Here is a 23177-nt window from a genome sequence, read left to right as displayed (position 1 = left end):
GGGCCTCAGAAGGCCAGGGGCGCCGGCAGATCCTTGACCTGCCAGGGGAGGCCATGCCGGTTCAGCATGTCCATGAACGGGTCGGGATCGAGCTGTTCCATGTTGAACACGCCTTCGCCCCGCCACTGGCCGGTGAGCATAAGGGCCGCGCCGATCATGGCCGGCACGCCGGTGGTGTAGCTGACCGCCTGGTTGCCGGTCTCGGCATAGGCTTCCTCGTGGTCGCAGATGTTGAGGACGTAGACCGTCTTCTCCGCGCCATCCTTCGCGCCGGTGGCGATGACGCCGATATTGGTCTTGCCCTTGGTCACCGCGCCCAGGGTCGAGGGCTCGGGCAGCAGGGCCTTGAGGAACTGCAGGGGGATGATCTCCCGGCCCTCGAACATCACCGGATCGATGCGGGTCATGCCGATATTGGTCAGCACATCCAGGTGCTTGAGGTAGGAGTCTCCGAAGGTCATCCAGAAGCGGATGCGCTTGATCTCCGGATAGAACCGGACCAGCGACTCCAGCTCCTCATGGTACATCAGGTACATATTGCGCGGCCCGACCTGGTCGAAGTCGAAGGTCTGCTTGTGGGCCAGGGCCGGTCCCTCCACCCACTGGCCGTTCTCCCAGTGCCGCGAGGGGGCGGTCACTTCGCGGATGTTGATCTCGGGATTGAAGTTGGTGGCGAAGGGGTGGCCGTGGTCGCCGCCGTTGCAGTCCAGAATGTCCAGGGTCTCGATGCCGTCCAGCAGGTGCTTGGCGACATAGGTGGTGAAGACCGAGGTCACGCCGGGGTCGAAGCCGCAGCCCAGCAGGGCCATGAGGCCGGCGGCCTTGAACCGCTCCTGATAGGCCCACTGCCAGCTGTATTCGAACTTGGCTTCATCGCGGGGCTCATAGTTGGCGGTGTCGAGATAGTTCACCCCGGCCGCCAGGCAGGCCTCCATGATCGCCAGGTCCTGATAGGGCAGGGCGAGATTGACCACGAGGCCGGGCTGCACGGCCTTGATCAGCGCGGTGGTGGCCGCGATGTCGTCAGCGTCCAGCTCGGCGGTGTCGATGGTGACGCCGGTTCGCGCCTTCACCGAGGCCGCGATGTCGTCGCACTTGATGCGCCGGCGGCTGGCCAGCGTGATGTGCGAGAAGATGTCCTGGCTCATGGCCATTTTGTGGACGGCGACCGAGCCGACGCCGCCAGCGCCGATAACAAGCACCCTACTCATCTGTGCCCCTTCTGACGCGGAACCAAACTTCTAGACCTGGCCGCCCGCGGGCGGCCCTGCGGGGGGATTATCACGGCCAGGCCGGGTCCGCTAACCGCCGACAACAACGCGTCGGATGTCGGAAAGCCGCATATCCGTCCGCCCTTGGAATGAAAAGCCATTGGCAGAGGTCAGATGAGGAAAATAATCGCCGTCTTCGTCTGCCTGGGCGGGGCGATACAGGCGCCTGGGCGGGGCTAGGGAGCCCCAGCGGGGGTCACGCGGATTATCGCCGTCGTGTCCGCCACGACATCGCCGGGTCACACGTCGGGGCAAGAAACCGACGGAAGCCCGGTCATCGCGCGTTCAGGTGAAGAGGTCTCCTAGACAGGGACCGCACCTCCCCCCGTCTCTGCCATAGGTCAAACATCTTGCGTTCCTTCCCTGCCTCCGGCCGCAGCGCGTCCGGCTTCCTGCTTCAACTGCTCGCCGGCACGGCCGCCGTCGCCCTGACGGCCGGTGCGGCCCATGCCCAGGCGCCAGCGCCGGCGGTCGACGTCAACGGCGACGAGGAGACCGAGGTCGAAGAGTTGGTGGTGACGGCCGGCGTGCGCACCCTGCGCGGCTCGGTGGCCGGCGACATCGCCCCGGAGGTCACGCTTTCGGCCCGCGAAATCCGGGCCTATGGCGCGGCCAGCGTCTCGGAGCTGCTTGAGGCCCTCGCGCCCCAGACCGGCAGCGGTCAGGGCAATGGCGGCCGGCCGGTGGTGCTGATCAACGGGGCGCGGGCCTCAGGCTACTCCGAGATCCGTGACCTGCCCACCGAGGCCATCGCCCGGGTGGAGATCCTGCCCGAGGAGGTGTCGCTGAAGTACGGCTACCCCGCCGAGCAGAAGGTGGTGAACATGGTCCTGCGCCAGCGCTTCCGCGCCACCCTGGCGGAGGGCTCGGTCCAGGTCCCGACCCAGGGCGCGGCCGGCTCGACGGCGGCGGGGCATGCCGCCGTGCTGCGCATCCGGCGCGGCCAGCGCCTGACCCTGGACGCAAAGGCCACCCGGTCCGACTCGATCCTGGAGGCCGACCGCGACGTGATCGGCGCCAGCCCGTTCCGGACCCTGCGGCCCGACACCACCAATGTGGTGTTCAACGCCGTCTATGCTCGGCCCATTGGCAATGGTGTCTCCGGGACGCTCAACGGGACCTACGAATCCACCGACACCGACTCCAAGCTCGGCCTCTCGCCCTTCTCCACCGAGGCCCTGACCCGGCGTTCCACCAGCGACAACGCCAGCCTGGCCGGGGCCATGAGCGGCGCCTATGCCGGCTGGCAGTGGTCCTACACCGGAAATCTTTCGCGCAACGTGGCCAAGTCGTTCAACGACCGGGCCCTGGGCGCCATCGCCTATACCGACCGCACCAAGGCGGTCACCACCTCGGCCCAGTCTGACATCGTGCTCAACCGCGCCTTCTTCGAGCTGCCGGCCGGGCAGATCGGGGCCACCCTGACGGGGCGGGTCTCGACGACCAGCCTGGAAAGCGAGGCCCTGCGCGCCGGGGCCGCCAGGGCCACCGACTTCACCCGCAACATCGGCCAGCTGCAGGCCAGCTTCGACGTGCCCCTGCTGCGGGCCGGCGAAGGGCTGGGGGAAACCTTCGGCAAGCTGTCGGGCAACCTAAACCTCGGCTACCAGCACCTGTCGGACTACGGCGACCTGGAGACGGTGGGCGCGGGCCTCAACTGGACCCCGGTCAAGCCGCTGCGCCTGCTGGCCTCGGTCAACCGCACCGACCAGGCGCCCACGATCAACCAGCTGGGTGACCCTGTTGTGGCGACCCCGGGGGTACGGGTCTTCGACCTGAGCCGCGGCGAGACGGTGGATGTCATCCGTGTCACCGGCGGGTCCCCCAACCTGACCGGCGGCCAGCGGGAGGTTCTCAAGCTGGGCGTGACCTACAGGCCCTTCGACGAGACCAACCTGACCTTCCAGGCCAACTACGTCTCCAGCCGCACCGAGGACGTGGTGGCCGCCTTCCCGTCGGCCTCGACTCAGGTGGAGGCGGCCTTCCCCAACCGCTTCGTCCGCGACGCCAGCGGCCGTCTGGTGCAGATCGACGCCCGGCCTGTGAACTTCGCCAGCCAGGCGCGGGACGAGCTGCGCTACGGCTTCACCTATTCGCGCAATGTCGGACCGCAGCCGACTCCTGAACAGATCGCCGCCTGGCGCCAGCGTCGCGCTGAGGCGCGGCCGCCTGGCGCCGAGAGCGTGGCGGGACCAGGCGCTCCGGCGACCCGGCCTGAGCGGCCTGAGCGGGCTGAGGCCGGTGGCTACGGCGGTGGTGGTGGTGGCTATCGAAGGGGGGGCGGCGGTCGTGGCGGCTTCGGCGCCTTCGGCGGCGGCGGCCCGCGGGGCGGCGTCTTCCAGTTCGGCGTCTATCACACCGTGGCGTTCCGCGACGACATCCTGATCCGTCCCGGCCTGCCGGAGCTGGACCTGCTGGACGGCGCGGCCATTGGCGCCGGCGGCGGCTCGCCGCGCCATCAGGTGGATGTCCAGGCCAACTACACGCGGCGCGGTCTGGGCGTGTCGCTGAACGCCAACTGGGAGGCCGCGACCCGCGTCGAGGGCGGCCCCACAGCCGAGGACCTGGAGTTCTCCGACCAGACCACGGTGAACCTGCGGCTGTTTGCTGATCTGGGCGCCCAGCCCATCGCCCGCGACTACCCGTGGCTGCGCGGCGCGCGCGCGACCCTGTCGGTGGACAACCTGTTCGACAGCCGCCAGGAGGTCCGAGATGGGACCGGTGTCACCCCCATCAGCTACCAGCCAGACCTACTCGATCCGGTGGGCCGCTCGGTGAAGCTGACCTTACGGAAGTTGTTCTTCTAGCCGAGCGTGCGGCCGGGTTGCGACACCTGCGGTTGAATGGTTAAGCTCCCCCCAGGCGATGTTCTGGGGGGACCATGCGCGCACGCGAAAGCCGTGACGAGCGGAGGGCCGGCTGATGTTGGGCCCTGTCCTCGACGTCGCCATCGGCCTGGTCTTCATCTACCTGCTGTTCGCCCTGTTGCTGTCGACCCTGCTGGAGGCGGCGGCGGGCTGGTTTAAGCTGCGGGCCGCGCGGCTGGAGCAGGCCTTCGTGCAGCTGTTGCAGGACCCGGCGGGCGCTGCGGACCGATCGGTCATCGCCCGCTGGCTCTCGGGCCTGGGCTGGCGGCCGTCGGTGGACGCCGATCCCAAGGCGCGCGAGGCTCCGCCCGAGGAAACCCTGACGCCAGAGGAACTGGAGGCCGCCACCGAGCGGGTGTCCGGCGACCTCGGCCCCTATTTCGAGCTGCGCTACACCGACGTCTATAATCACCCCCTGGTGGGCGGCGGAGACAAGAGCCGGCCCTCCTATGTGCCGGCCCAGAGCTTCGCCTCGGCTCTGATCGCGACCCTGCAGGCCGGCGCGTCGGGCAAGGCCTGGGCCCAGGTGGAGCAGGCGATCGACGCCCTGCCGCCCGGCAAGCTGCGGGACGCCCTGGTCACCGCCGCCAATGAGGCGGAAGGCGATTGGGACGAGTTCAAGGCCGGCGTCGAGCGCTGGTACGACACCGCGATGGACCGGCTGAGCGGCCAGTACAAACGCTACACCCAGCTCGTCACCTTCCTGATGGGCCTGGTCGTGGCCGTCTGTTTCAACGTCAACTCCGTGACCCTCGTCACCCGCCTGTACCAGGACCGCGACCTGCGCGAGACCATGGTGCGGCAGGCCCAGACCTATGTGGCCGAGGACGCCAAGGCGAAGGCTGAGGCCGCCGCCGCCGCCGATGCGGCGCCCGACCCGCTACTGCAGGTCAGACAGAAGCAGGCGGCCTTCGAGACGGCGCGCAGCGACCTGCTGGCCAACGCCCCGGTGGGATGGGCGTCGGACCTGGCCAAGGCGCGGACGGACTTCGCGGCCGCCAAACCGGCGGTCCAGCCGGACGGGTGGGACTGGACGGTCTGGTTCCTGCTGCAGGTTCCGGCCTGTCTGCCCGGCTGGCTGATCACCGCCCTGGCCGGGATGCTAGGCGCGCCCTTCTGGTTCGACCTGCTGAACAAGCTGGTGAACGTCCGCAACACCGGCCCCAAGCCCGAGAGTAGCGCCGACCCCCACGGGAGGGGCAAATGACGCAGCTCAGCCCACACTTCTCCCTGGCGGAGCTGACCCATTCCGACACCGCCGTACGCCTGAAGCTCAGCAACCTGCCGCCCACCGCCGACCTGGTCAGGCTGACCACCACAGCCCAGGCCATGGAGGCGGTGCGCGACCTGCTGGGCAAGCCGATCAAGGTCTCCAGCGGCTACCGCGGGGCGGCGTTGAACAAGGCAGTGGGCGGCGCCAAGAGCAGCGCCCACTGTTTCGGCTACGCCGTGGACTTCCGCTGCGACGGCTTCGGCTCGCCTTATGACGTGTGCAAGGCGATCGCCGGGTCAGGGATCGTCTTCGACCAGCTGATCCACGAGTACGGCCGCTGGACCCACATCTCCTTCGATCCGCGCAGGCGCAAGATGCCGCTGTCGATCTTCAGCGCCAAGCGGGGCTACCTGAACGGCATCCTGCCCGCGCCATAACGGCATCCTGCCCGCGCCATAGGCCTTGCATCGGACCGGCAACGGTCCTTAGCTGGGTCCAACGAAAAAACTGACAAGTGGGAGATGGCCATGAGTGAGACACTCACCCAGGCGCGCGCCGACCAGTCGGCCGAGGTGCTCTATGAGGTCGCGGGCGGCGTCGCCACCATCACCCTGAACCGGCCCGAGCGGTTGAACACCATCTCCGGCCCCATGCTGTCGCTGCTGTCCAAGCTGCTGCTGCAGGCCGACGCCGACCCGGAGGTCCGCTGCGTCATCCTGACCGGGACGGGCAGGGCGTTCTGCGCCGGCCTGGACCTGGTCAGCGCCACCAGCGGCTCGGGGATCGGCTCGGAATCTCAGGTCAGCAACATCTCCGTGGACCTGGACCTGAAGACCGCCCCGCCCACGGTGATCTTCAACATGAACAAGCCCACCATCTGCGCCCTGAACGGCTCGGCCGCCGGCTACGGCCTGGACACCGCGCTCGGTTGCGACATCCGCATGATGGCCCAGGGCGCCAAGCTGGCCGCCGCCTTCGTCAAGCGCGGCATCGTTCCAGAGTCGGGGGGCACCTGGTTCCTGCCGCGCCTGATCGGCTGGTCCAAAGCCGCCGAGCTGATCTTCACCGGCCGGACCCTCACCGCCGACGAGAGCCTGGAGATGGGCCTGGCGACCCACGTCGTGCCGGACGCCGATCTGATGACGGAGGCGCGGAAGCTGGCCGACGAGATCGCCGCCAACGCGCCGCTCGCGGTTCAGTCTGCCAAGCGGTTGATGCGCATGGGGCTGAACGAGACGTTCAACGACCACGTCCACCACGTCTACCTGCAGTTCCTGCAGCTGATCCGGACTCAGGACTTCCGGGAGGGGATGACCTCCTTCCTGGAAAAGCGGCCGGCCGACTTCCACGGTCGCTAGAGACGGCGCTTCGCCGCGCCGCTATTCGCCCGGCGCCCAAAACCAATGTCCGCCGCCCAGGCATTAGGCACGGTCGGACCCATTTCCACCTGTCACATGGGGAATGTCAGAATGGCGATTGTCTCCCCGGCCCCCTGCCGCTCCCTTGCGCCCCAAGTCGTTGTGCGTGGGGATAGGTGATGACTCGGGACCTGATGAACAGTAGCGGCGGCGTCTCGCGCCGCAGCTTCCTGGAGAGCCTCGGCGGCATGGGCGGTTCGGCCCTGCTGATGGCCGGCATGAGCGCGCTCGGGTTCGGCATCGCCTCGGCCAACGCCAGCCCCCCGGCGCTGGGGGAGGGCGGCAAGGGCAAGAAGGTGATCGTCCTGGGCGCGGGCGTCGCGGGCATGGCCAGCGCCTATGAACTGTCCAAGGCGGGCTACGAGGTCATGGTCATCGAGGCCCGCGACTTCGCCGGCGGCCGCTGCCAGACCGCGCGCAAGGGTTTCAAGCTGACCGAGCTGGGGGGCGAGGCTCAAGAGTGCGACTTCGACGATGGGCTGTACATCAACCACGGCCCGTGGCGGATCCCGTACCACCACCACTCGACCCTGCATTACACCAAGCTGTTCAACGTGCCGCTGGAGGTCTTCGTCAACGACAATGACGCCTCCTATGTCGCCTTCGCCAAGGGCAAGGGCCCCCTGGCCGGCAAAGCGATCCGCAAGGGCCAGATCGCCGCGGACACCCGCGGGTCCGCCGCCGAGATCCTAGCCAAGCAGGTCAGGCAGGGCGCGCTCGACCAGCAGATGACCGCCGAGGACCGGGAGAAGTTCCTCGCCTACCTGACCCACGAGGGCTACCTGAACGCCGACCTGGCCTACAGGGGCACGGACGGTCGCGGCTTTGACGTCGACCCAGGCGCCGGCCTCGATCCCGGTCCCGGCAAGATGTCCACGCCCAATGCTCTCACCGACGTGATGCAGTCCAACGCCTGGCGCGTGCTGACATCGGTGGCCGGCTACGAGCAGCAACGCACCATGTTCCAGCCGGTGGGCGGCATGGACCAGATCGCCAAGGGCTTCGAGCGCCAGATCGGCAAGTTGATCCGCTATTCCACCGTGGTGAAGAAGTACCGCCAGAACGACAAGGGCGTGGAGGTCACCGTCGCGGGCCCGGGCGGCAAGACCGAGACCCTGAAGGCCGACTACTGCATCTGCACCATCCCGCTGTCGGTTCTGCGCCAGATGGACATCGGCGTGTCGGCGAAGTTCAAGGAGGCGATCGGGGGGGTTTCCTATGCCCTGGTGGGCAAGATCGGCCTGCAGATGAAGACCCGGTTCTGGGAGGAGAAGCACGGAATCTACGGGGGCCATGTCTATACCGACAACCCGGAAATCAACACGATCACCCTGCCGTCGACCGGATTCCAGAGCCAGAAGGGCGTGCTGCAGGGCTACTACAATTTCGGCGCGTCGGCGGCCAAGGTCAGCGCCCTCAGCGTCAAGGACCGCCAGGAGTTCGCGGCCCAGGGCGGCAAGGTCGCCTTCCCGGAGTACGCCGACAATGTGGAGACCTCGTTCAGCGCCGCCTGGCATCGGATCGAGCACAATCTCGGCGGCTGGGCCGAGTGGAACGAGGAATCCCGCAGGGACGCCTATCCCATCCTCTGCGAACCCGACGGTCGCCTCTATCTCGCGGGCGAGCACCTGTCCTATCTGACGGGCTGGCAAGCCGGCGGGATCGAAAGCGCGTGGCAGCAGATCGCCAAGCTGCACAAACGCGCCCAAGCGGCCTGACTGGAGTTCCTGTTGATGCGTCTTACGATTCCCCTGCTGGCGGCGGCCCTTGGCCTGTGCGCGGCGTCGGCCTACGCGGCCGACGGCAAGGAGCTCTATCTCGACAACTGCGCGGCCTGCCATCAGCCCACGGGCAAGGGCATCGATGGCGCCTTCCCCGCCCTGGCCGCCAGCAAGATGGTCCAGGGTGATCCGAAGGAGCCGATCATCCGGGTCCTGAAGGGGCGGGGCGGCATGCCGGCCTTCTCCACGGAGCTAACCGACCTGGAGATCGCCAAGGTGCTGACCTATGCCCGCATGACCTGGGGCAATAAGGGCAAGCCCGTGCAGCCGGCCCAGGTCACCGCGCTGCGCGTCGGCGCCAAGGGGCCCACGGTCAAGCCCGCCCTGGCGCACTAGTCTCGCTATTTTCGGGAAAGTTTGGAGGCCTGACCCGGAATCGAACCGGGGTGCACGGATTTGCAGTCCGCTGCGTAACCACTCCGCCATCAGGCCGCCGCCGACGTCTTGAACACGCCGGAAGTTTGGAAGGGCGGATGGCTAACAGAACCGCCCGCCTCGGGCAACGTCTGTCGCAGGGTCGCATTGCGTTCGGGTTAAGGGCGGACCTATAAGCGCGCAACTTGACGTTTCCGGTTTGGGGAATCATGGCCGATCTCGCCGCAGCTCGTTCGAACATGGTGGAGAGCCAGGTGCGTCCCAGCGACGTCACTGACATCCGCATCCACGACGCTATGCGCGTCATCCCGCGCGAGGACTTTGTCCCGGCCGGCAAGCGGTACCTCGCCTATGCCGACGTGCCGGTGGAGTATGCGCCCGGTCGCGCCCTGCTAAAGCCCCGCGATGTGGCCAAGCTGCTGCAGATGGCCAAGCCCGTGACCGGCGAGAAGGCCCTGGCCATCGCGGCCCCCTATGCGGCCGCGGTGCTCGAGGACATGGGCGTGCTGGTGGAGCGCCTGGACGATGGCGACCTGACCACTGTCCCAGGCGCCAACTACGACCTGATCGTGGTGGAGGGCGCGGTGACCCGCGCGCCCGAGGCCTGGCTGAAGGCTCTGGCCCCCGGCGGTCGCCTGGCGGTGGTGGAGCGTGAGGGACCGGTGGGCAAGGCCGCGCTCTATATCCGGGCCGATGACGAGATCGGCCGACGCACCGTGTTCGACGCCACGCCGCCGCTGCTTGCCGGCTTTGAAGCGCAACACGGTTTCGCCTTCTGAGCGCCCTGAAACACCCGCGAAACCTTGGTGTGAAAAAAGCTTAAGGTGGCGCCCTCTGGCGTACTCTCAATTCGGCGGTCATATAGGTCCCGATCTCTTTCGCCGATTTCGGGGTTAAGCATGTTGAATAGCCGTCGCGGAGGTTTACTCGCCGCGGTCTGCAGCGCGGCCTTCATCTGCGGCGCCGCCGCAGGTCCCGCCGCCGCCGAAACCCTGGCCGACGCGATCGCGCTTGCCTACGACTCCAACCCCACCCTGCAGGCTCAGCGGGCCAGCCAGCGCGCCCTGGACGAGAACTACGTTCAGGCTCGGGCCGGCTACCGGCCCTCGCTGAGCGTCACCGCCGGCGCGACCTATCAGGAAACCCGCACCCCCGCCGCCGCGCGGGGCTTCACCATCGACACCAATGGTGATGGTATCGCCGACGCCCGAGGCGCGGGCATCCAGGAGTCGAACTCCGGCAGCGCCGCCTTGTCCCTGAACCAGCCCCTCTACACCGGCGGCCGCGTCGCCGCCGCGGTCTCCGCGGCCGAGGCCGACATCCTGACGGGCCGCGAGAACCTGCGTCGGGTCGAGACCCAGGTGCTGGGCTCGGTCATCACCGCCTATGTGGGCACTCGCCGCGACCAGGAAACTGTCCGGATCCGGCAGGAAAATGTTCGCGTGCTGGAGCGGCAGCTGGAGGAATCCAAGGCCCGTTTCGACGTCGGCGAGATCACCCGCACCGATGTCGCCCAGTCGGAGTCCCGCCTGTCGGCCGCCCAGTCGCTGTTCCAGTCCGCCCAGGCCCAGCTGGCCATCAGCCGCGCCAACTATGTCGCCGTCGTGGGCCAGAGCCCGAGCGACCTGGCGCCCGAGCCGTCGCTGGCCTCGCTGCTGCCGTCCACGGTGGACCAGGCCTTCGACACCGCCCAGGTGGACAACGCCCAGATTCGCGCCGCCCAGTACACCGAGCAGGCCAGCAAGGCGCGCATCGCCGGCGCCCGGGCCGAGCGCATGCCTTCGGTCTCGCTGACCGCCCGACTGGGCTACGTGGGCGGCGCCGAGCCCTTCGACAGTGATCTCTATTCCCGCAACGTCACGGGCGGGGCGACCGTCACCCTGCCGCTGTTCAGCGGCGGCCTGACCAATTCCCGCGTGCGCCAGACCATCGAGCGCAACAATGTCGACCGCATCGGGGTCGAGACGGCGCGCCGGGCCGTGCTGCAGAACCTGACCCAGGCCTGGAGCCAGCTCACCGCCGCCCGCGCCAATATCGGCTCTTCCGACACCCAGGTGCGCGCCGCGCGCATCGCCGCCGAAGGCACCCGCCAGGAGCAGCAGGTCGGCCTGCGCACCACTCTCGACGTCCTGAACGCCGAGTCGGAGCTGCGCGCCGCCGAACTGGCCCAGGTCAGCGCCAGGCACGACGAATATGTCGCCGCCGCCAGCGTGCTCGCCCAGATGGGCCACCTGGAAGCCAACCGCCTCGCTCCCAACCTGCCGCACTACGATCCCAAGTCGAACTTCGGCAAGCTGCGGATCACCTGGGGCTGGGTGCCTTGGGAGGAGCCCATCGCGATCGTCGATTCGGTGTTCGTTCCCCAGCCCGTGGAGAAGCCCGCCCCGAAACCGGCGTCGGCCGCCCGATAGGCCGCAACGGGTCGTGCGGAGGCGCGACCTTTCGCCTGCCGGGCGAATCCGCCCTTGCGCAGCTTGGTGGAAATTGCAGGATCGCACCGTCGCGCCTGAAGGCCTCCAAATTCTTGGTTTTGAGCGCGGCGCTCGGGCTAACTGGGTTCCACTTAACCCTGACGCGCTCTAGGCTGGCGCTGATGGATTCTCTCTTCGCTCCAGCGACGGCTCAAAATGTCTGATCAGACCTCTCAAGAACCGACAATGGAGGAGATCCTCGCCTCCATCCGCCGCATCATCTCGGAGGATGACGCGCCGGCCGGAGAGGCTGCCCCCGCCGATGAGCCGGTGGCCGAAGCGGCCCCGCAGGAAGAGATCCCGATCCCGCCCGAGGACGATGACGACGGCGTTCTGGAATTGACTGAGAAGGTCGAGACCCACGGCGACATCGACGTCTACGCCGCCGCCGCGCCCGAGCCGGACCCCGAGCCCGCCTATACGCCGCCGCCGCCTGAGCCGACCGCCTGGGCCGATGACGCCCCGGACGTGGGCCCCGGCGCGGGCCTAGTGGGCGATCCCGCCGCCGCCGCCGCCGCCGCGGCCTTCGGCGCTCTATCGTCGCAGATCCTGATGCCCCGAGATGGCCGCACCCTGGAAGACGTGGTGCGCGAACTGCTCCGTCCGCTGCTCAAGCAGTGGCTGGACGACAACCTGCCGCGCATCGTTCAGGATACCGTCCAGTCGGAAGTCGAGCGCATCGCGCGCGGCGGCCGAGTATAAAGCTCCCCATCCGCTCTTCCCCGCGAAAGCGGGGACCCAGGCTTTTTCCGGCTGGCGGCCGCGCTCTACGATAAAACACCTGGGTCCCCGCTTTCGCGGGGATGAGCGGGCGTATATGCACCGCAACCAGCATGCTTGAAAAAACCTTCGACCCGAAAACCGCCGAACCCCGTCTCTACGCCAAGTGGGAGAGCTCCGGCGCGTTCGCCCCGATTCCAGATCCGGCGGCTGAGCCCTTTTCCATCGTGATCCCGCCGCCCAATGTGACGGGGTCGCTGCACATCGGGCATGCGCTGAATAACACCCTGCAGGACGTGCTGATCCGCTTCGAGCGGATGCGCGGCAAGGCGGCCCTGTGGCTGCCCGGCACCGACCACGCGGGCATCGCCACCCAGATGGTGGTGGAGCGCCAGCTGGCCGCCGCCGGCAACCAGAGCCGCCGCGACATGGGCCGCGAGGACTTCGTCGCCAAGGTCTGGGAATGGAAGGCCGAAAGCGGCGGGACCATCACCAACCAACTGCGGCGCCTGGGCGCCTCCTGCGACTGGAGCCGGGAGCGCTTCACCCTGGACGAGGGCCTGTCGGCCGCCGTGCGCAAGGTGTTCGTGACCCTGCACAAACAGAAGCTGATATACCGCGACAATCGGCTGGTGAACTGGGACCCGGCCCTGCAGACCGCCATCTCCGACCTGGAGGTCGAGCAGAAGGAGGTGGATGGTCACTTTTGGCATTTCGCCTATCCGCTGGAGGATGGCTCGGGCGAGATCGTCGTGGCCACCACCCGGCCCGAGACCATGCTGGGGGACACCGCCGTCGCCGTGCACCCCACCGACGAGCGCTACAAGCACCTGATCGGCCGCGCCGTGCGCCTGCCCATCGTGAACCGGCCGATCCCGATCATCGCCGATGAGTACGCCGATCCCGAAAAGGGCTCCGGCGCGGTCAAGATCACGCCCGCCCACGATTTCAACGACTTCCAGGTCGGCAAGCGCAACAACCTGCCGCAGATCAACATCTTCACGCCCGACGCCAAGATCAATGAGAACGGCCCGCGCGACTATCAGGGCCTGGATCGCTTCGACGCCCGCAAGAAGGTGATCGCCGCCTTCGACGAACTGGGCCTGTTGCGGGAGGTGGAGAAGACCCGCCACGCCGTCCCGCACGGGGATCGATCCGGCGTTGTTGTCGAGCCCTACCTGACCGACCAGTGGTACGTCGACGCCAAGACCCTGGCCGGCCCCGCCATCAAGGCGGTGGAGGATGGGCGCACGGTTCTCGAACCCAAGACCTGGGAGAAGACCTACTACGAGTGGATGCGCAACATCGAGCCGTGGTGCGTCTCGCGCCAGCTCTGGTGGGGCCACCGCATTCCGGCCTGGTACGGGCCGGAGGGCAAGATCTTCGTCGAGGAGACCGAGGAGATGGCCCGCGCCGCCGCGCGCGAGTTCTACGGCCGCGACGAGCCCCTGCGCCAGGACGAGGACGTCCTCGACACCTGGTTCTCCTCGGGGCTCTGGCCGTTCTCCACCCTGGGCTGGCCGGAGGAGACCTCCGACCTGGCGCGCTTCTACCCCACGAACACCCTGGTGACGGGCTTCGACATCATCTTCTACTGGGTCGCCCGGATGATGATGCTGGGCATTCATTTCACCGGCCAGGTCCCCTTCAAGCGGGTGTTCTTCAACGCCCTTGTCCGCGACGCCTCGGGCGCCAAGATGTCCAAATCCAAGGGCAATGTCATGGACCCCCTGGACCTCGTGGACCAGTACGGGGCCGACCCCCTGCGCTTCACTCTGACCGCCATGTCGGGCCAGGGCCGGGACATCAAGCTCTCGACCCAACGCATTGAGGGCTATCGGAATTTCGGCACCAAGCTCTGGAACGCCGCCAATTTCTGCCAGTTCAATGGCTGTGTCCGCGCCGAAGGCTTCGACCCGGCGGCGGTGACCAATCCGCTGAACCGCTGGATCGTCGGCGAGACGCAGAAGACCGCCCAGGCGGTCACCGAGGCCATCGCCGCCTGCGGGTTCGATGGGGCGGCCAATGCGCTGTACCGGTTCATCTGGAACACCTATTGCGACTGGTACGTCGAACTCGCCAAGCCCCTGCTGAAGGGCGAGGACGCCGCCGCCAAGGCCGAGACGCAAGGGACCGCCGCCTGGGCTCTAGACGTGATCCTGAAGCTGCTGCACCCGATCATGCCCTTCCTCACCGAGGAGCTCTGGTCGCAGACCGCCGACCTGGGCGCGCCGCGCGCCGACGGCATGCTGATCTCCGCCCAATGGCCGGACCTGCCGGCCAGCCTGCTGGACCCGAAGTCCGAGGCCGAGATCGGCCTGATCGTGGCCGCCATCACCGAGGGTCGCTCGGTGCGGGCAGAGCTGAACGTGCCGGGATCGGCCCGTCCGCCGCTGCTGGTGCTGGAGGCCTCCGCCGCCCAGCGCGCCGTGCTGGAGGCCAATGGCCCGATCGTCGCCCAGCTGCTGCGGGCGTCCGGCGTCCAGATCGCCGAGACCGCGCCGCAGGGGGCGATCCCCTTCGTGGTCCAGGGGGTCACCTTCGCCCTGCCAGTGGCCGAGTTCATCGACCTGGCCGTCGAGAAGGCGCGCCTGGCCAAGGAGATCGCCACCCACGCCAGCGACATCGCCCACGTGATGAAGAAACTCGGCAATCCGTCCTTCGTCGCGAACGCCAAGGAGGAGGTGGTGGAGGAGAACCGCGAACGCCTCGCCGAATCCGAGGCCGCCAAGATCAAGCTGGAAGGCGCGCTGGCGAGGCTGGAAGCCGTCGCCTGAGCGGGACCGGCGTTCTCCCAACGGGTGTTTGCGTCGGCTCCTAGGTTATGCTTGTTCACCCACGACGACGCGGCGGCAAGCTGCGCACCTAGTGGAGAAAGCACATGACCCAGGACGCCCTGCCGGCCGGTTGGCCCGCCATGTCCATCGCCGACGCCAACGCCCTGATCACCGCGCCGGGATCGGCCGCGGAGGTCGAGGAGCTGATGATCCGGGGGATCAAGACCAAGACCTGGAAGAACCTGCCGCCGACCCTCCGCTCGGTTGTCGAGGCGGGTCGCGCCCACGGCGAGAAGGTGATCCTGGTCTATGAGGAAGAGCGGGTCACATACGAGGCCTTCTACCGGGCGGTCGCCAGGTTCGCGGTCGAGCTCCAGGGCCAGGGCCTGACGAAGGGCGACCGGGTGGCCATCATCATGCGAAACCTGCCGGAATGGCCGGTGGCCTTCTATGCCGCCGCTTCGCTGGGGGCGATCGTCACGCCGCTGAACGCCTGGTGGACCGGACCCGAGCTGGAATACGGCCTGACCGACTCCGGCTCGAAGATCGCCATCCTGGACACCGGCAGCTATGGCCGCCTGGCCGAGCACCTGCCCAACTGTCCCGAGCTGAAGCGCATCTATGTCAGCCGCGAGATCGACGAGGTCGCCCACCCGCAGGTGACCAAGCTGGAGGCCGTGATCGGCGGCGCGAACGACTGGGGCAAGCTGCCCGACCAGGCGATTCCGCCCGCGGAGATCGACACCGACGACGACGCCACCATCTTCTACACCTCCGGCACGACGGGTAAGCCCAAGGGGGCGCTGGCCACCCATCGCGCGGTCAATTCCAACATCATGGCGGGCGCGGCCTCGGGCGCGCGGGCCTTCCTGCGCCGGGGCGAGGCGCCGCCCGCGCCTGACCCCGACGCGCCGCAGCGGTCGTCGCTGATCTCGGTGCCCTTCTTCCACGCCACCGGCTGCTTCGCCGTGCTGAACCCGTCGCTGATCGGCGGCGCCAAGCTGGTGATGATGCACAAGTGGGACGTGATCCGCGCCTTCGAGCTGATCCAGCGCGAGAAGATCCAGTCGGCCGGCGGCGTGCCCACCATCGCCTGGCAGCTCATCGAGCATCCCCTGCGGGAGAAGTACGACCTGTCGTCCCTGGAAAGCGTGGCCTATGGCGGCGCGCCGTCCGCGCCGGAACTGGTGCGGAAGATCAAGGAGACCTTCCCCAAGTCGGCGGCCGGCAACGGCTGGGGCATGACCGAGACCTGCGCCACCGTCACCACCCACGGGGCCGAGGACTACGCCAACCGCCCCGACAGCTGCGGTCCCGCCGTGCCGGTCAGCGAGCTGCAGATCCGCGACCCCGCCGATGGCGTTACGGTGCTGCCGCCCAACGCTGTGGGCGAACTCTGGGCCAACGGCCCGCAGATCGTGAAGGGCTACTGGAACAAGCCCGAGGCCACCGCCCAGACCTTCGTCGACGGCTGGGTGCGCACCGGCGACCTGGCCCGCGTGGACGAGGAGGGCTTCTGCTTCATCATCGACCGGGCCAAGGACATGCTGATCCGTGGCGGCGAGAACATCTACTGCATCGAGGTGGAGAACGTCCTCTATGACCACCCCGCGGTGATGGACGCCGCCGTCGTCGGCATTGTTCACCGGACCCTGGGCGAAGAGCCGGGCGCCGTGGTCACCCTGAAGCCGGGCGCGACCGCGACGGAGGCCGAACTGCGCGCCCACGTGGCCGAGCACCTGGCCGCCTTCAAGGTCCCGGTGAAGGTGAAGTTCTGGCACGAAACCCTGCCGCGCAACGCCAACGGCAAGATCCTCAAGAACGAGCTGAAAAAGCTGTTCGAACAGGACGCGGCGACGGCCTGACTTGGCATGTGCTCTCAACCGCTCATCCCGGCGAAGGCCGGGACCCAGGTCGTGAGCGCCTGATGTGCACGCAGAGGATCGAGTGACCTCCTCCGGATTCCGGAGCCCTATGATCTGCGCCCCGGTCTTCGCCGGGGTGAGCGGAGTTTTGTAGTGGCCAAGGTCCGCGCCGACCTGCTGCTGGTCTCACGCGGGCTCGTAGAGAGCCGCGCCAAGGCCCAGGCGGCTATCGCGGCCGGCGGGGTCACCGCCGACGGCAGGGTGGTGGCCAAGGCCTCCGAAGCGCTCGACGAGTCCTGCGACCTGCAGGCTGAGGCGGCCCACCCCTATGTGGGACGAGGCGCTCTGAAGCTTGTCCACGCCCTGGATCTCTGGCCCGTGGCGGTCACCGGCGCCGTGGTGCTGGACGTGGGAGCCTCCACGGGCGGGTTCACCGAGGTCTGCCTGAAACGGGGCGCATCGTGCGTCTATGCCGTTGATGTGGGCCGGGGCCAGTTGCACCCGCGGCTCGCCGGCGACCCGCGGGTCACAGCCCTTGAAGGCCTGGATGCGCGCGCCCTGACGGCCACGCTGATCCCCAAACCGCCCAACCTGGTGGTCTGTGACGCGAGCTTCATCGGTCTGGCCAAGGTGCTGCCGGCCGCCCTCGGGCTTGCCGCCCCCGACGCGGAGCTCGTCGCCCTGGTGAAGCCCCAGTTCGAAGTGGGGCCCGGCCTGGTGGGGAAGGGCGGGCTGGTTCGCGACCCTGAGGCTCGGGCCCGAGCCCTGGCCGACGTCACCAGCTTCCTGGCCGCCTCAGGCTGGACGGTGCTGGCGACGGCCGACAGCCCGATCCTGGGGGGCGACGGCGCCGCCGAGTATCTGCTGCGCGCACGAAAAAGCCGCCCGGACTGACCGGGCGGCTTCCTCAAGTCTCAGGAAAAGGTCTTAGTCGACGACCTGATAGCGGCCCTGGTTGTCGCGGCAGACCCGGACGAAACGCTTCTGGACCTGGCCGTCCGGCAGATAGATCGGGCTTTCGGCCAGGGTGCAGCCGTCCGCGCCGACGCTGCCCTGGGTCGAGACGGCATAGCTGTTGCCCCGGCGGTCATAGGCCCGGTCGTAGTAGCTGGACCGGTCGTAGGTGCGATCGGCGTAGCCACCGCCATAGTTGCCGCCGTAGTAGCCACCGCCACCGCCATAGTAGCTGTTTGAGCCGTACTGGGCGCCATCGCCGCCGTAGTACCCGTTGGAGCCATACTGGCTGCCGCCGTAGTAGCCGCTCTGGCGGCTAGACGTGCAGGCGGCGGAGTCCTTGCCGATCTTAGAGCCGGCGACGGCGCCCACCAGGCCGCCGAGCACGGCGCCCTCGGTCCGGGCGTTGCGGGCCGCGACGTTGGAGCCGATGGCGGCGCCAGCCAGCGCGCCGATCAGGCCGCCGGTCGTGCTGCGGTTAGAAGAGGAACGGCGGCAGGGATCATAGTAGCCGTTGTCATAACTCTGGCCGTAGTAGCCCGACTGGGCGGAGGCGAAGCTCGGGATCGCGGCGGCGGCGCTGAGCGCCATGATACCGGCGGCGCCGGCCAGGGCGGTCTTGGCGAAAATCTTGGTCATGGAAACTCTCCCCTTCGGGACTATCGGGTGAATGGGTCAGGCGGCCTTACGAGCGGCCGCTGGGCCGCCAGACGCCATCGCGCCCACGGCAAACTTCGAAATTGTGATCGCGACCGCCATAGTACTCGCTGACCCACTGGCAGTTGTTGCGGCTGTAGCTGGATTGGGCCACGCGCTTGGGATAGCCCTTGCAGTTGATGCGATTGCGGCCGACCTGGTTGCCGGCGGCGGCGCCCACGACGCCGCCGAGTACGGCGCCTTCGGTCTTCGCGCCCTTGCCGGCGACCTGCGAGCCGAGCACTGCGCCCAGCACACCGCCGACGACCGCGCCCTTATGTCCGGACTCACGGCGAGCATCGCGGCAGATGTCGCCGGTGCCATAGGACCGGTTCGCCTGGGCCGCGGCGAATTGGGGAACCGCCATGCCCGTCATCAGGACGGCGGTGGCGGCGGCGATGGCGAATGTACGCTTCATAGTCTTTCCTTCGCAGGCTCCAGCGGCGCCGAGGCCCCGCTTTCGGAGATGAGGTTTGACGGATCGAACCTGAACGGGTCTTGAACAGACCCAGAAACGTTCTTCCCGACTCCGGGGCGTGAATGGTGAAGCTACCATGCGCCTCCAAACCGTAAATGATCCCGACCATGCGAAGTTCCAACCGCCGTCCCGAGCCCCCCAAGCCTTCGGGTCCGCCCGTTGAAGTGGTCATCGAGTCCATCGGCGGCGAGGGGGACGGCGTGGCGCCTGGGCCCATCTACGTGCCCTTCACCCTGCCGGGTGAGACCGTGCGGGCGACCGGGGCCGGCGAGCGGCGGGACCTGGACGCGGTCCTCGTGGCCAGCCCCCAACGCGTAACCCCGCCGTGTCCGCACTTCGGCGTGTGCGGCGGCTGCGCCCTGCAGCACTGGGAGCACGCCGCCTATCTCGCCTGGAAGGTCGAGCGCCTGCGAAAGACGCTCGGCCTGCAGCACATCGAAACCGAGATCCTCGCGCCTTTCGCTGCGCCCCCGGCGTCGCGCCGGCGCCTGGCCCTGCACGCGCGTCCTGGCAAGCGTGGCGAGGCCCGGCTGGGCTACAAGACCCGCAAGTCCTGGGATGTCATCGACATCGCCGTCTGCCCGATCGCCGACCCGCGGCTGGAGGCGGCCCTGCCGGACTTGCGCCGCCTGGCCGCGCCCTTGCTGCAGCATCCCAAGTCCGCCCCGACCCTGCATGTGACCCTGACCACCGAGGGCCTCGACATCGAGATCACGGGCGTGGAGCGCAAGAGCGGCGGCCTCAGCGCCGACGCCCGCATGCAACTGGGCCAGATCGCGGCGGAGGCCGGCTTCGCCCGCGTGACCATGGACGGGGAGGTGCAGTACGGCGCGCGCCAGCCCCTGATCCGGGTGGGACCGGCGGTGGTCGCCTTGCCGGCTGGAGCCTTCTTGCAGGCCGTGCCCGCCGCCGAGGCGATCATGGCGACCTTCGCGGTCGAGCAGGTGGCCGGCGCCGAGCGGATCGCCGACCTCTATTGCGGCGTGGGGACCTTCACCTTCCGCCTGGCCCAGGTCGCCCCGGTCTACGCCGCCGACGGCCATGCGCCCGCCATCAGGGCCCTGACCTCAGCCATCGCGACGGCGCCGGGACTGAAGGGGGTCACCGCTGAGACCCGGGACCTGGCCCGGCGTCCAGTTCTGGCGGTTGAGTTCAAGAAGATCGACACCGTGCTCTTCGACCCGCCCCGCGCCGGCGCCCTGGAACAGACCGCCGAGATCGCGGCCTCCAAGGTGGCAAAGGTGATCGGCGTATCCTGCAACCCGGCGACCTTCGCCCGCGACGCGCGCGCGCTGATCGACGCGGGCTTCAGCCTGGATCGCGTCCTGCCGGTGGACCAGTTCCTGTGGTCGGCCCATGTAGAGCTGGTGGGGGTGTTTACGCGCTAACCTGTTTGGGAGATCAGCCGCTCGCGTTCGGTGTCGGCCAAGGCCCGGGAGATTGCGGACATCAGGTCGGGGATTTGAATAGGCTTGGCGGTGTGCTCGGTGAAGCCGAGTTCCAGATAGTGCGTCCGCCCGCCGGAGGTGACGTCGGCGGTTAACGCAATCACCGGGACAGCCTGGTTGGGGCCGGGGCTGGCGCGCAGACGTTGCAGGGCTTGGACGCCGGTCATGCCGGGCATCTGGATGTCCATCAGGATCAGGTCGAAAGGACGCGACGCGAGCAGGTCCAGGGCGGCCTGGCCGCTGGCGGCCTTCTCCACCCGGTGTCCGAAGGCGCAGAGAATCTGATTCAATACCAGTAGGTTGACCGAGTTGTCGTCGACGATCAGCACGTCGAGGTCGGTTGCCGGGGCGTCCTCCGTCACTGGCTCGGGCGGGGCTGAGTCCGGCGCCTGGGCCAGGTCGAAGATCGCCTCCACATGGAAAGTCGAGCCCTGGCCAAGCTGGCTCTCGACCCAGACCCGGCCGCCCATCAGCTCGGTGAGCTGGCTGGCGATGGCCAGACCCAGGCCGGTGCCCCCGAACCTGCGCGCCTCCGACTCGTCCACCTGGGAGAACCGCTCGAAGAGGGCGGGCAGGTGCTCCTCCGGGATACCGGGGCCTGTGTCGATCACCGAGATATGGATGCGGGCGGCGGTCTCGCCGACGGGCTGGGCTGCGACCATGACGGTGACGGCGCCCTCGTCGGTGAACTTCAGGGCGTTGCCGATCAGGTTGAAAAGCACCTGCCGTACCCGGATCGCGTCCATCCAGACATGGCTGGGCAGGTCTTCGTCGACCTCGAGCCGCAGGGCCACCGACTTCTCGTCCGCCCGCGCGCGCCAGAAGGCCACCGCGCGGTCCAGGAACAGGGGCAGGTTTTCGCGGGCGGGGGTGATGTCCAGCCGCCCGGCGTTGACCTTCGACATGTCGAGGATGTCGTTGAGAATCGACAGCAGGTGTTCGCCGCTCTCCATGAGGGTCTCCAGCCGGCTGGCCTGGACGGGATCAGTCTCCTCGCGCCGCAGCAGCTGGGCCATGCCCAGGACGCCGTTCATGGGGGTGCGGATCTCGTGGCTCATGGTGGCCAGGAAGTTCGACTTGGCGAGATTGGCCTGGCGCGCCACCTCGCGGGCCTCGTCGGCTGCTCGGGTCTCGGCCACGGCGTGGTCGCGGGCGGCCTCCAGTTGCGGGATCATCGCCAGGTTCGAGGCGTAGGCCTCCTGCCAGCTGGTCACCGCCCGGGTGGTGCCGTCCGAGATCATCACCAGCAGCACCATCAGGCAGGCCATTGAGATCATCAGGCCCGCGAAGGCCGCCGGGGGGAAGATCGCCACCAGGGTCCCAGTCAGGGCCAGGACGGCGGGACCGGCGAAAGACCAGAAGACGACGCGCGACAGGGAACCGCTGGCGCAGGCGACGGCCACCATGGAGGCGACCGTGATGGCGAGATAGGCCAGCTCCTTCTGCCCACCCCAGAGGGCCAGTATGGTGGGGCCGGCAAGATAGGTCGACACCCGGGCCATGCACAGCAGGGCCAACTGGCGGAAGCCACGCGCGACCTCAGTATGTGCGCTGCGGGCCAGCCAGCGGGCGATGGTGCGCTGATAGAGGATGTCCATGGCGAAGCTGGCCAGGAAGGCGAGGCCGGCGACTACCGGATGGCCAAGGACAAGGACGGCCGCCAGGGCGACGGCGTTGAAGACAAGGTGGATCTTGATCGGCATGGCCAAGCCGCCAAGCGTGAGCTGGTAGGCGTTCGCGTTGGCCGCGAGAGCTGTCGCTGACCTATTCGTCGGACCGTCCATGACCGATCATCTGCCCCCGTCTTGCTGGGCCATCTAACAACAGTTCAATTAACCGACTGAAAAAGTTCGGCAGCTTTCTCAATGCCGCGATCGTCTGATCTAGCCGCCCGCGAACAGGTCGCCTTGGTCACCGGCCTTTGCAGGGACCTTGAACTTCTCCAGATCCAGGCCGCCGAAGGAGAAATCCAGGCCGTAGCGCCGGCGGGCGGCCTGGAAGCGGACGCGCATCAGGTCGGCCAGCGGCCCCTGGCCCTTCATGCGGGTCCCCCAATCGGCGTCATAGTCCTTGCCGCCACGCATCTGCCGGACCAGCGACATCACCCGGCTGGCGCGGTCGGGGTGGTCGGTGGCGAGCCATTCGCGAAACAGGTCCTTGATCTCCAGCGGCAGGCGCAGGGCGACATAGCCGGCGCCTCGCGCCCCGGCCTGGCTCGCGCGCTCCAGCACGACCTCCATCTCGTGATCGTTGAGGCCGGGAATGACGGGGGCGAACATGACGATGACCGGCACGCCGGCGTCGGCCAGGCCCCTGACGGCGGCGATGCGCTTTTCCGGGGTGGCGGCGCGGGGCTCCATGCTGCGGGCGAGCTTGCGGTCCAGGGTGGTGATCGAGATGGCCACCCGGACCAGGTTAGCCTGCGCCAGGGGCGCCAGCAGGTCCAGGTCCCGCAGGATCAGGGCCGACTTGGTGATGATGGAGAAGGGGTGCTGGAACCGCCCCATCACCTCGATGATCGACCGGGTGATGCGGAGGGTCTTTTCCTGGGGCTGGTAGGGGTCGGTGTTGCCGCCGATGTGGACGGCGATGGGCTGGTAGCGGGGCTTGGACAGCTCGGCCTCCAAGAGCTGGGCCGCCTCCGGCTTGAAGAACAGCTTGCTCTCGAAATCGAGCCCCGGCGACAGGCCCATATAGGCGTGGGCCGGCCGCGCGTAGCAGTAGATGCACCCGTGCTCGCAGCCCCGGTAGGGGTTGATCGAGCGGCTGAAGCCAACGTCCGGGCTGGTGTTCCTGGAGATGATCACCCGCGCCTTTTCGGCGGTCAGGGTGGTTTTCAATTG

General features: G+C 68.1%; 18 protein-coding genes and 1 tRNA gene. 13 read left to right on the top strand and 6 right to left on the bottom strand.

All coding sequences use genetic code 11. The features are described from left to right. Positions 1 to 5: 5 nt before the first annotated feature. Positions 6 to 1211, bottom strand: a complete 1206-nt coding sequence (locus tag RMO97_RS19240; protein ID WP_310542616.1) for a saccharopine dehydrogenase family protein — start codon at positions 1209 to 1211, stop codon at positions 6 to 8. 410 nt (positions 1212 to 1621) lie between these two features. On the opposite strand from RMO97_RS19240, the gene RMO97_RS19235 reads away from it, so the two are divergent. The 6 genes from RMO97_RS19235 (at position 1622) to RMO97_RS19210 (ending at position 8886) form a co-directional block, all read left to right on the top strand. After that, positions 1622 to 4078, top strand: coding sequence for a hypothetical protein (locus RMO97_RS19235; protein WP_310542615.1), 2457 nt, complete (start codon positions 1622 to 1624; stop codon positions 4076 to 4078). Between the two features lie 115 nt (positions 4079 to 4193). Continuing rightward, positions 4194 to 5345: a hypothetical protein gene (locus tag RMO97_RS19230; RefSeq protein ID WP_310542614.1), complete on the top strand. Its 1152-nt coding sequence runs from the start codon at positions 4194 to 4196 to the stop codon at positions 5343 to 5345. Beyond that, positions 5342 to 5788: a D-Ala-D-Ala carboxypeptidase family metallohydrolase gene (locus tag RMO97_RS19225; RefSeq protein WP_310542613.1), complete on the top strand. Its 447-nt coding sequence runs from the start codon at positions 5342 to 5344 to the stop codon at positions 5786 to 5788. The genes RMO97_RS19230 and RMO97_RS19225 overlap by 4 nt, the downstream gene beginning before the upstream one ends. Before the next feature lie 90 nt (positions 5789 to 5878). After that, positions 5879 to 6709, top strand: a complete 831-nt coding sequence (locus RMO97_RS19220) for an enoyl-CoA hydratase/isomerase family protein (RefSeq protein ID WP_304776578.1) — start codon at positions 5879 to 5881, stop codon at positions 6707 to 6709. A gap of 179 nt (positions 6710 to 6888) precedes the next feature. Beyond that, positions 6889 to 8487, top strand: coding sequence for a flavin monoamine oxidase family protein (locus RMO97_RS19215; RefSeq protein WP_310542612.1), 1599 nt, complete (start codon positions 6889 to 6891; stop codon positions 8485 to 8487). A gap of 15 nt (positions 8488 to 8502) precedes the next feature. Then, complete coding sequence (locus RMO97_RS19210) at positions 8503 to 8886, top strand: cytochrome c (RefSeq protein ID WP_310542611.1); 384 nt, start codon at positions 8503 to 8505, stop codon at positions 8884 to 8886. Between the two features lie 22 nt (positions 8887 to 8908). Here RMO97_RS19210 and RMO97_RS19205 read toward each other — a convergent pair. Beyond that, positions 8909 to 8982: transfer RNA gene (locus tag RMO97_RS19205), tRNA-Cys, on the bottom strand. 149 nt (positions 8983 to 9131) lie between these two features. Here RMO97_RS19205 and RMO97_RS19200 point away from each other — a divergent pair. From RMO97_RS19200 to RMO97_RS19175, 6 genes are all read left to right on the top strand, one after another. Beyond that, entirely contained in the window at positions 9132 to 9704 is a 573-nt protein-coding gene (locus tag RMO97_RS19200) for a protein-L-isoaspartate O-methyltransferase (RefSeq protein WP_310542625.1), read from the top strand. Positions 9705 to 9824: 120 nt separating this feature from the next. After that, on the top strand, positions 9825 to 11336 hold the full coding sequence (locus RMO97_RS19195) for a TolC family outer membrane protein (protein WP_310542610.1): 1512 nt from the start codon (positions 9825 to 9827) through the stop codon (positions 11334 to 11336). Between the two features lie 216 nt (positions 11337 to 11552). Further along, positions 11553 to 12098, top strand: coding sequence for a DUF2497 domain-containing protein (locus tag RMO97_RS19190; RefSeq protein ID WP_310542609.1), 546 nt, complete (start codon positions 11553 to 11555; stop codon positions 12096 to 12098). A 131-nt stretch (positions 12099 to 12229) separates the two neighbouring features. Beyond that, the gene (locus tag RMO97_RS19185) at positions 12230 to 14893 is read left to right on the top strand and encodes a valine--tRNA ligase (RefSeq protein ID WP_310542608.1); all 2664 of its coding nucleotides are present in this window, start codon (positions 12230 to 12232) and stop codon (positions 14891 to 14893) included. Positions 14894 to 14997: 104 nt separating this feature from the next. Further along, positions 14998 to 16758, top strand: coding sequence for a class I adenylate-forming enzyme family protein (locus tag RMO97_RS19180; protein WP_310542607.1), 1761 nt, complete (start codon positions 14998 to 15000; stop codon positions 16756 to 16758). 153 nt (positions 16759 to 16911) lie between these two features. Continuing rightward, positions 16912 to 17652 (top strand): TlyA family RNA methyltransferase, encoded by a 741-nt coding sequence (locus RMO97_RS19175; RefSeq protein ID WP_310542606.1) that lies wholly within the window; start codon positions 16912 to 16914, stop codon positions 17650 to 17652. 33 nt (positions 17653 to 17685) lie between these two features. Here RMO97_RS19175 and RMO97_RS19170 read toward each other — a convergent pair whose 3' ends face one another. Further along, on the bottom strand, positions 17686 to 18351 hold the full coding sequence (locus RMO97_RS19170; protein ID WP_310542605.1) for a glycine zipper 2TM domain-containing protein: 666 nt from the start codon (positions 18349 to 18351) through the stop codon (positions 17686 to 17688). 46 nt (positions 18352 to 18397) lie between these two features. After that, positions 18398 to 18826, bottom strand: coding sequence for a glycine zipper 2TM domain-containing protein (locus RMO97_RS19165; protein WP_310542604.1), 429 nt, complete (start codon positions 18824 to 18826; stop codon positions 18398 to 18400). Between the two features lie 167 nt (positions 18827 to 18993). Here RMO97_RS19165 and RMO97_RS19160 point away from each other — a divergent pair, with 167 nt between their 5' ends. Then, positions 18994 to 20274 (top strand): class I SAM-dependent RNA methyltransferase, encoded by a 1281-nt coding sequence (locus tag RMO97_RS19160; RefSeq protein ID WP_310542603.1) that lies wholly within the window; start codon positions 18994 to 18996, stop codon positions 20272 to 20274. Here RMO97_RS19160 and RMO97_RS19155 read toward each other — a convergent pair. Further along, positions 20271 to 22037, bottom strand: a complete 1767-nt coding sequence (locus RMO97_RS19155; protein WP_310542602.1) for an ATP-binding protein — start codon at positions 22035 to 22037, stop codon at positions 20271 to 20273. The two genes, RMO97_RS19160 and RMO97_RS19155, sit on opposite strands and share 4 nt — an antisense overlap. Positions 22038 to 22217: 180 nt before the next feature. Beyond that, positions 22218 to 23177, bottom strand: a 960-nt coding sequence (locus RMO97_RS19150) for a PA0069 family radical SAM protein (protein WP_310542601.1), incomplete at its 5' end; no start/stop codon positions are given.

The sequence above is a fragment of the Phenylobacterium sp. genome (genome assembly GCF_031425575.1).
Taxonomy (GTDB): domain Bacteria; phylum Pseudomonadota; class Alphaproteobacteria; order Caulobacterales; family Caulobacteraceae; genus Phenylobacterium.
This window is presented reverse-complemented; position numbering and strand designations above follow the sequence as displayed.

Bases quoted from the DNA above. Each gene is read 5' to 3' on its own strand.
- RMO97_RS19240 (WP_310542616.1), bottom strand. From the start codon at position 1,211: ATGAGTAGGGTGCTTGTTATCGGCGCTGGCGGCGTCGGCTCGGTCGCC.
- RMO97_RS19230 (WP_310542614.1), top strand. From the start codon at position 4,194: ATGTTGGGCCCTGTCCTCGACGTCGCCATCGGCCTGGTCTTCATCTAC.
- RMO97_RS19225 (WP_310542613.1), top strand. From the start codon at position 5,342: ATGACGCAGCTCAGCCCACACTTCTCCCTGGCGGAGCTGACCCATTCC.
- RMO97_RS19220 (WP_304776578.1), top strand. From the start codon at position 5,879: ATGAGTGAGACACTCACCCAGGCGCGCGCCGACCAGTCGGCCGAGGTG.
- RMO97_RS19215 (WP_310542612.1), top strand. From the start codon at position 6,889: ATGACTCGGGACCTGATGAACAGTAGCGGCGGCGTCTCGCGCCGCAGC.
- RMO97_RS19210 (WP_310542611.1), top strand. From the start codon at position 8,503: ATGCGTCTTACGATTCCCCTGCTGGCGGCGGCCCTTGGCCTGTGCGCG.
- RMO97_RS19195 (WP_310542610.1), top strand. From the start codon at position 9,825: ATGTTGAATAGCCGTCGCGGAGGTTTACTCGCCGCGGTCTGCAGCGCG.
- RMO97_RS19190 (WP_310542609.1), top strand. From the start codon at position 11,553: ATGTCTGATCAGACCTCTCAAGAACCGACAATGGAGGAGATCCTCGCC.
- RMO97_RS19185 (WP_310542608.1), top strand. From the start codon at position 12,230: ATGCTTGAAAAAACCTTCGACCCGAAAACCGCCGAACCCCGTCTCTAC.
- RMO97_RS19180 (WP_310542607.1), top strand. From the start codon at position 14,998: ATGACCCAGGACGCCCTGCCGGCCGGTTGGCCCGCCATGTCCATCGCC.
- RMO97_RS19170 (WP_310542605.1), bottom strand. From the start codon at position 18,351: ATGACCAAGATTTTCGCCAAGACCGCCCTGGCCGGCGCCGCCGGTATC.
- RMO97_RS19165 (WP_310542604.1), bottom strand. From the start codon at position 18,826: ATGAAGCGTACATTCGCCATCGCCGCCGCCACCGCCGTCCTGATGACG.
- RMO97_RS19160 (WP_310542603.1), top strand. From the start codon at position 18,994: ATGCGAAGTTCCAACCGCCGTCCCGAGCCCCCCAAGCCTTCGGGTCCG.
- RMO97_RS19155 (WP_310542602.1), bottom strand. From the start codon at position 22,037: ATGCCGATCAAGATCCACCTTGTCTTCAACGCCGTCGCCCTGGCGGCC.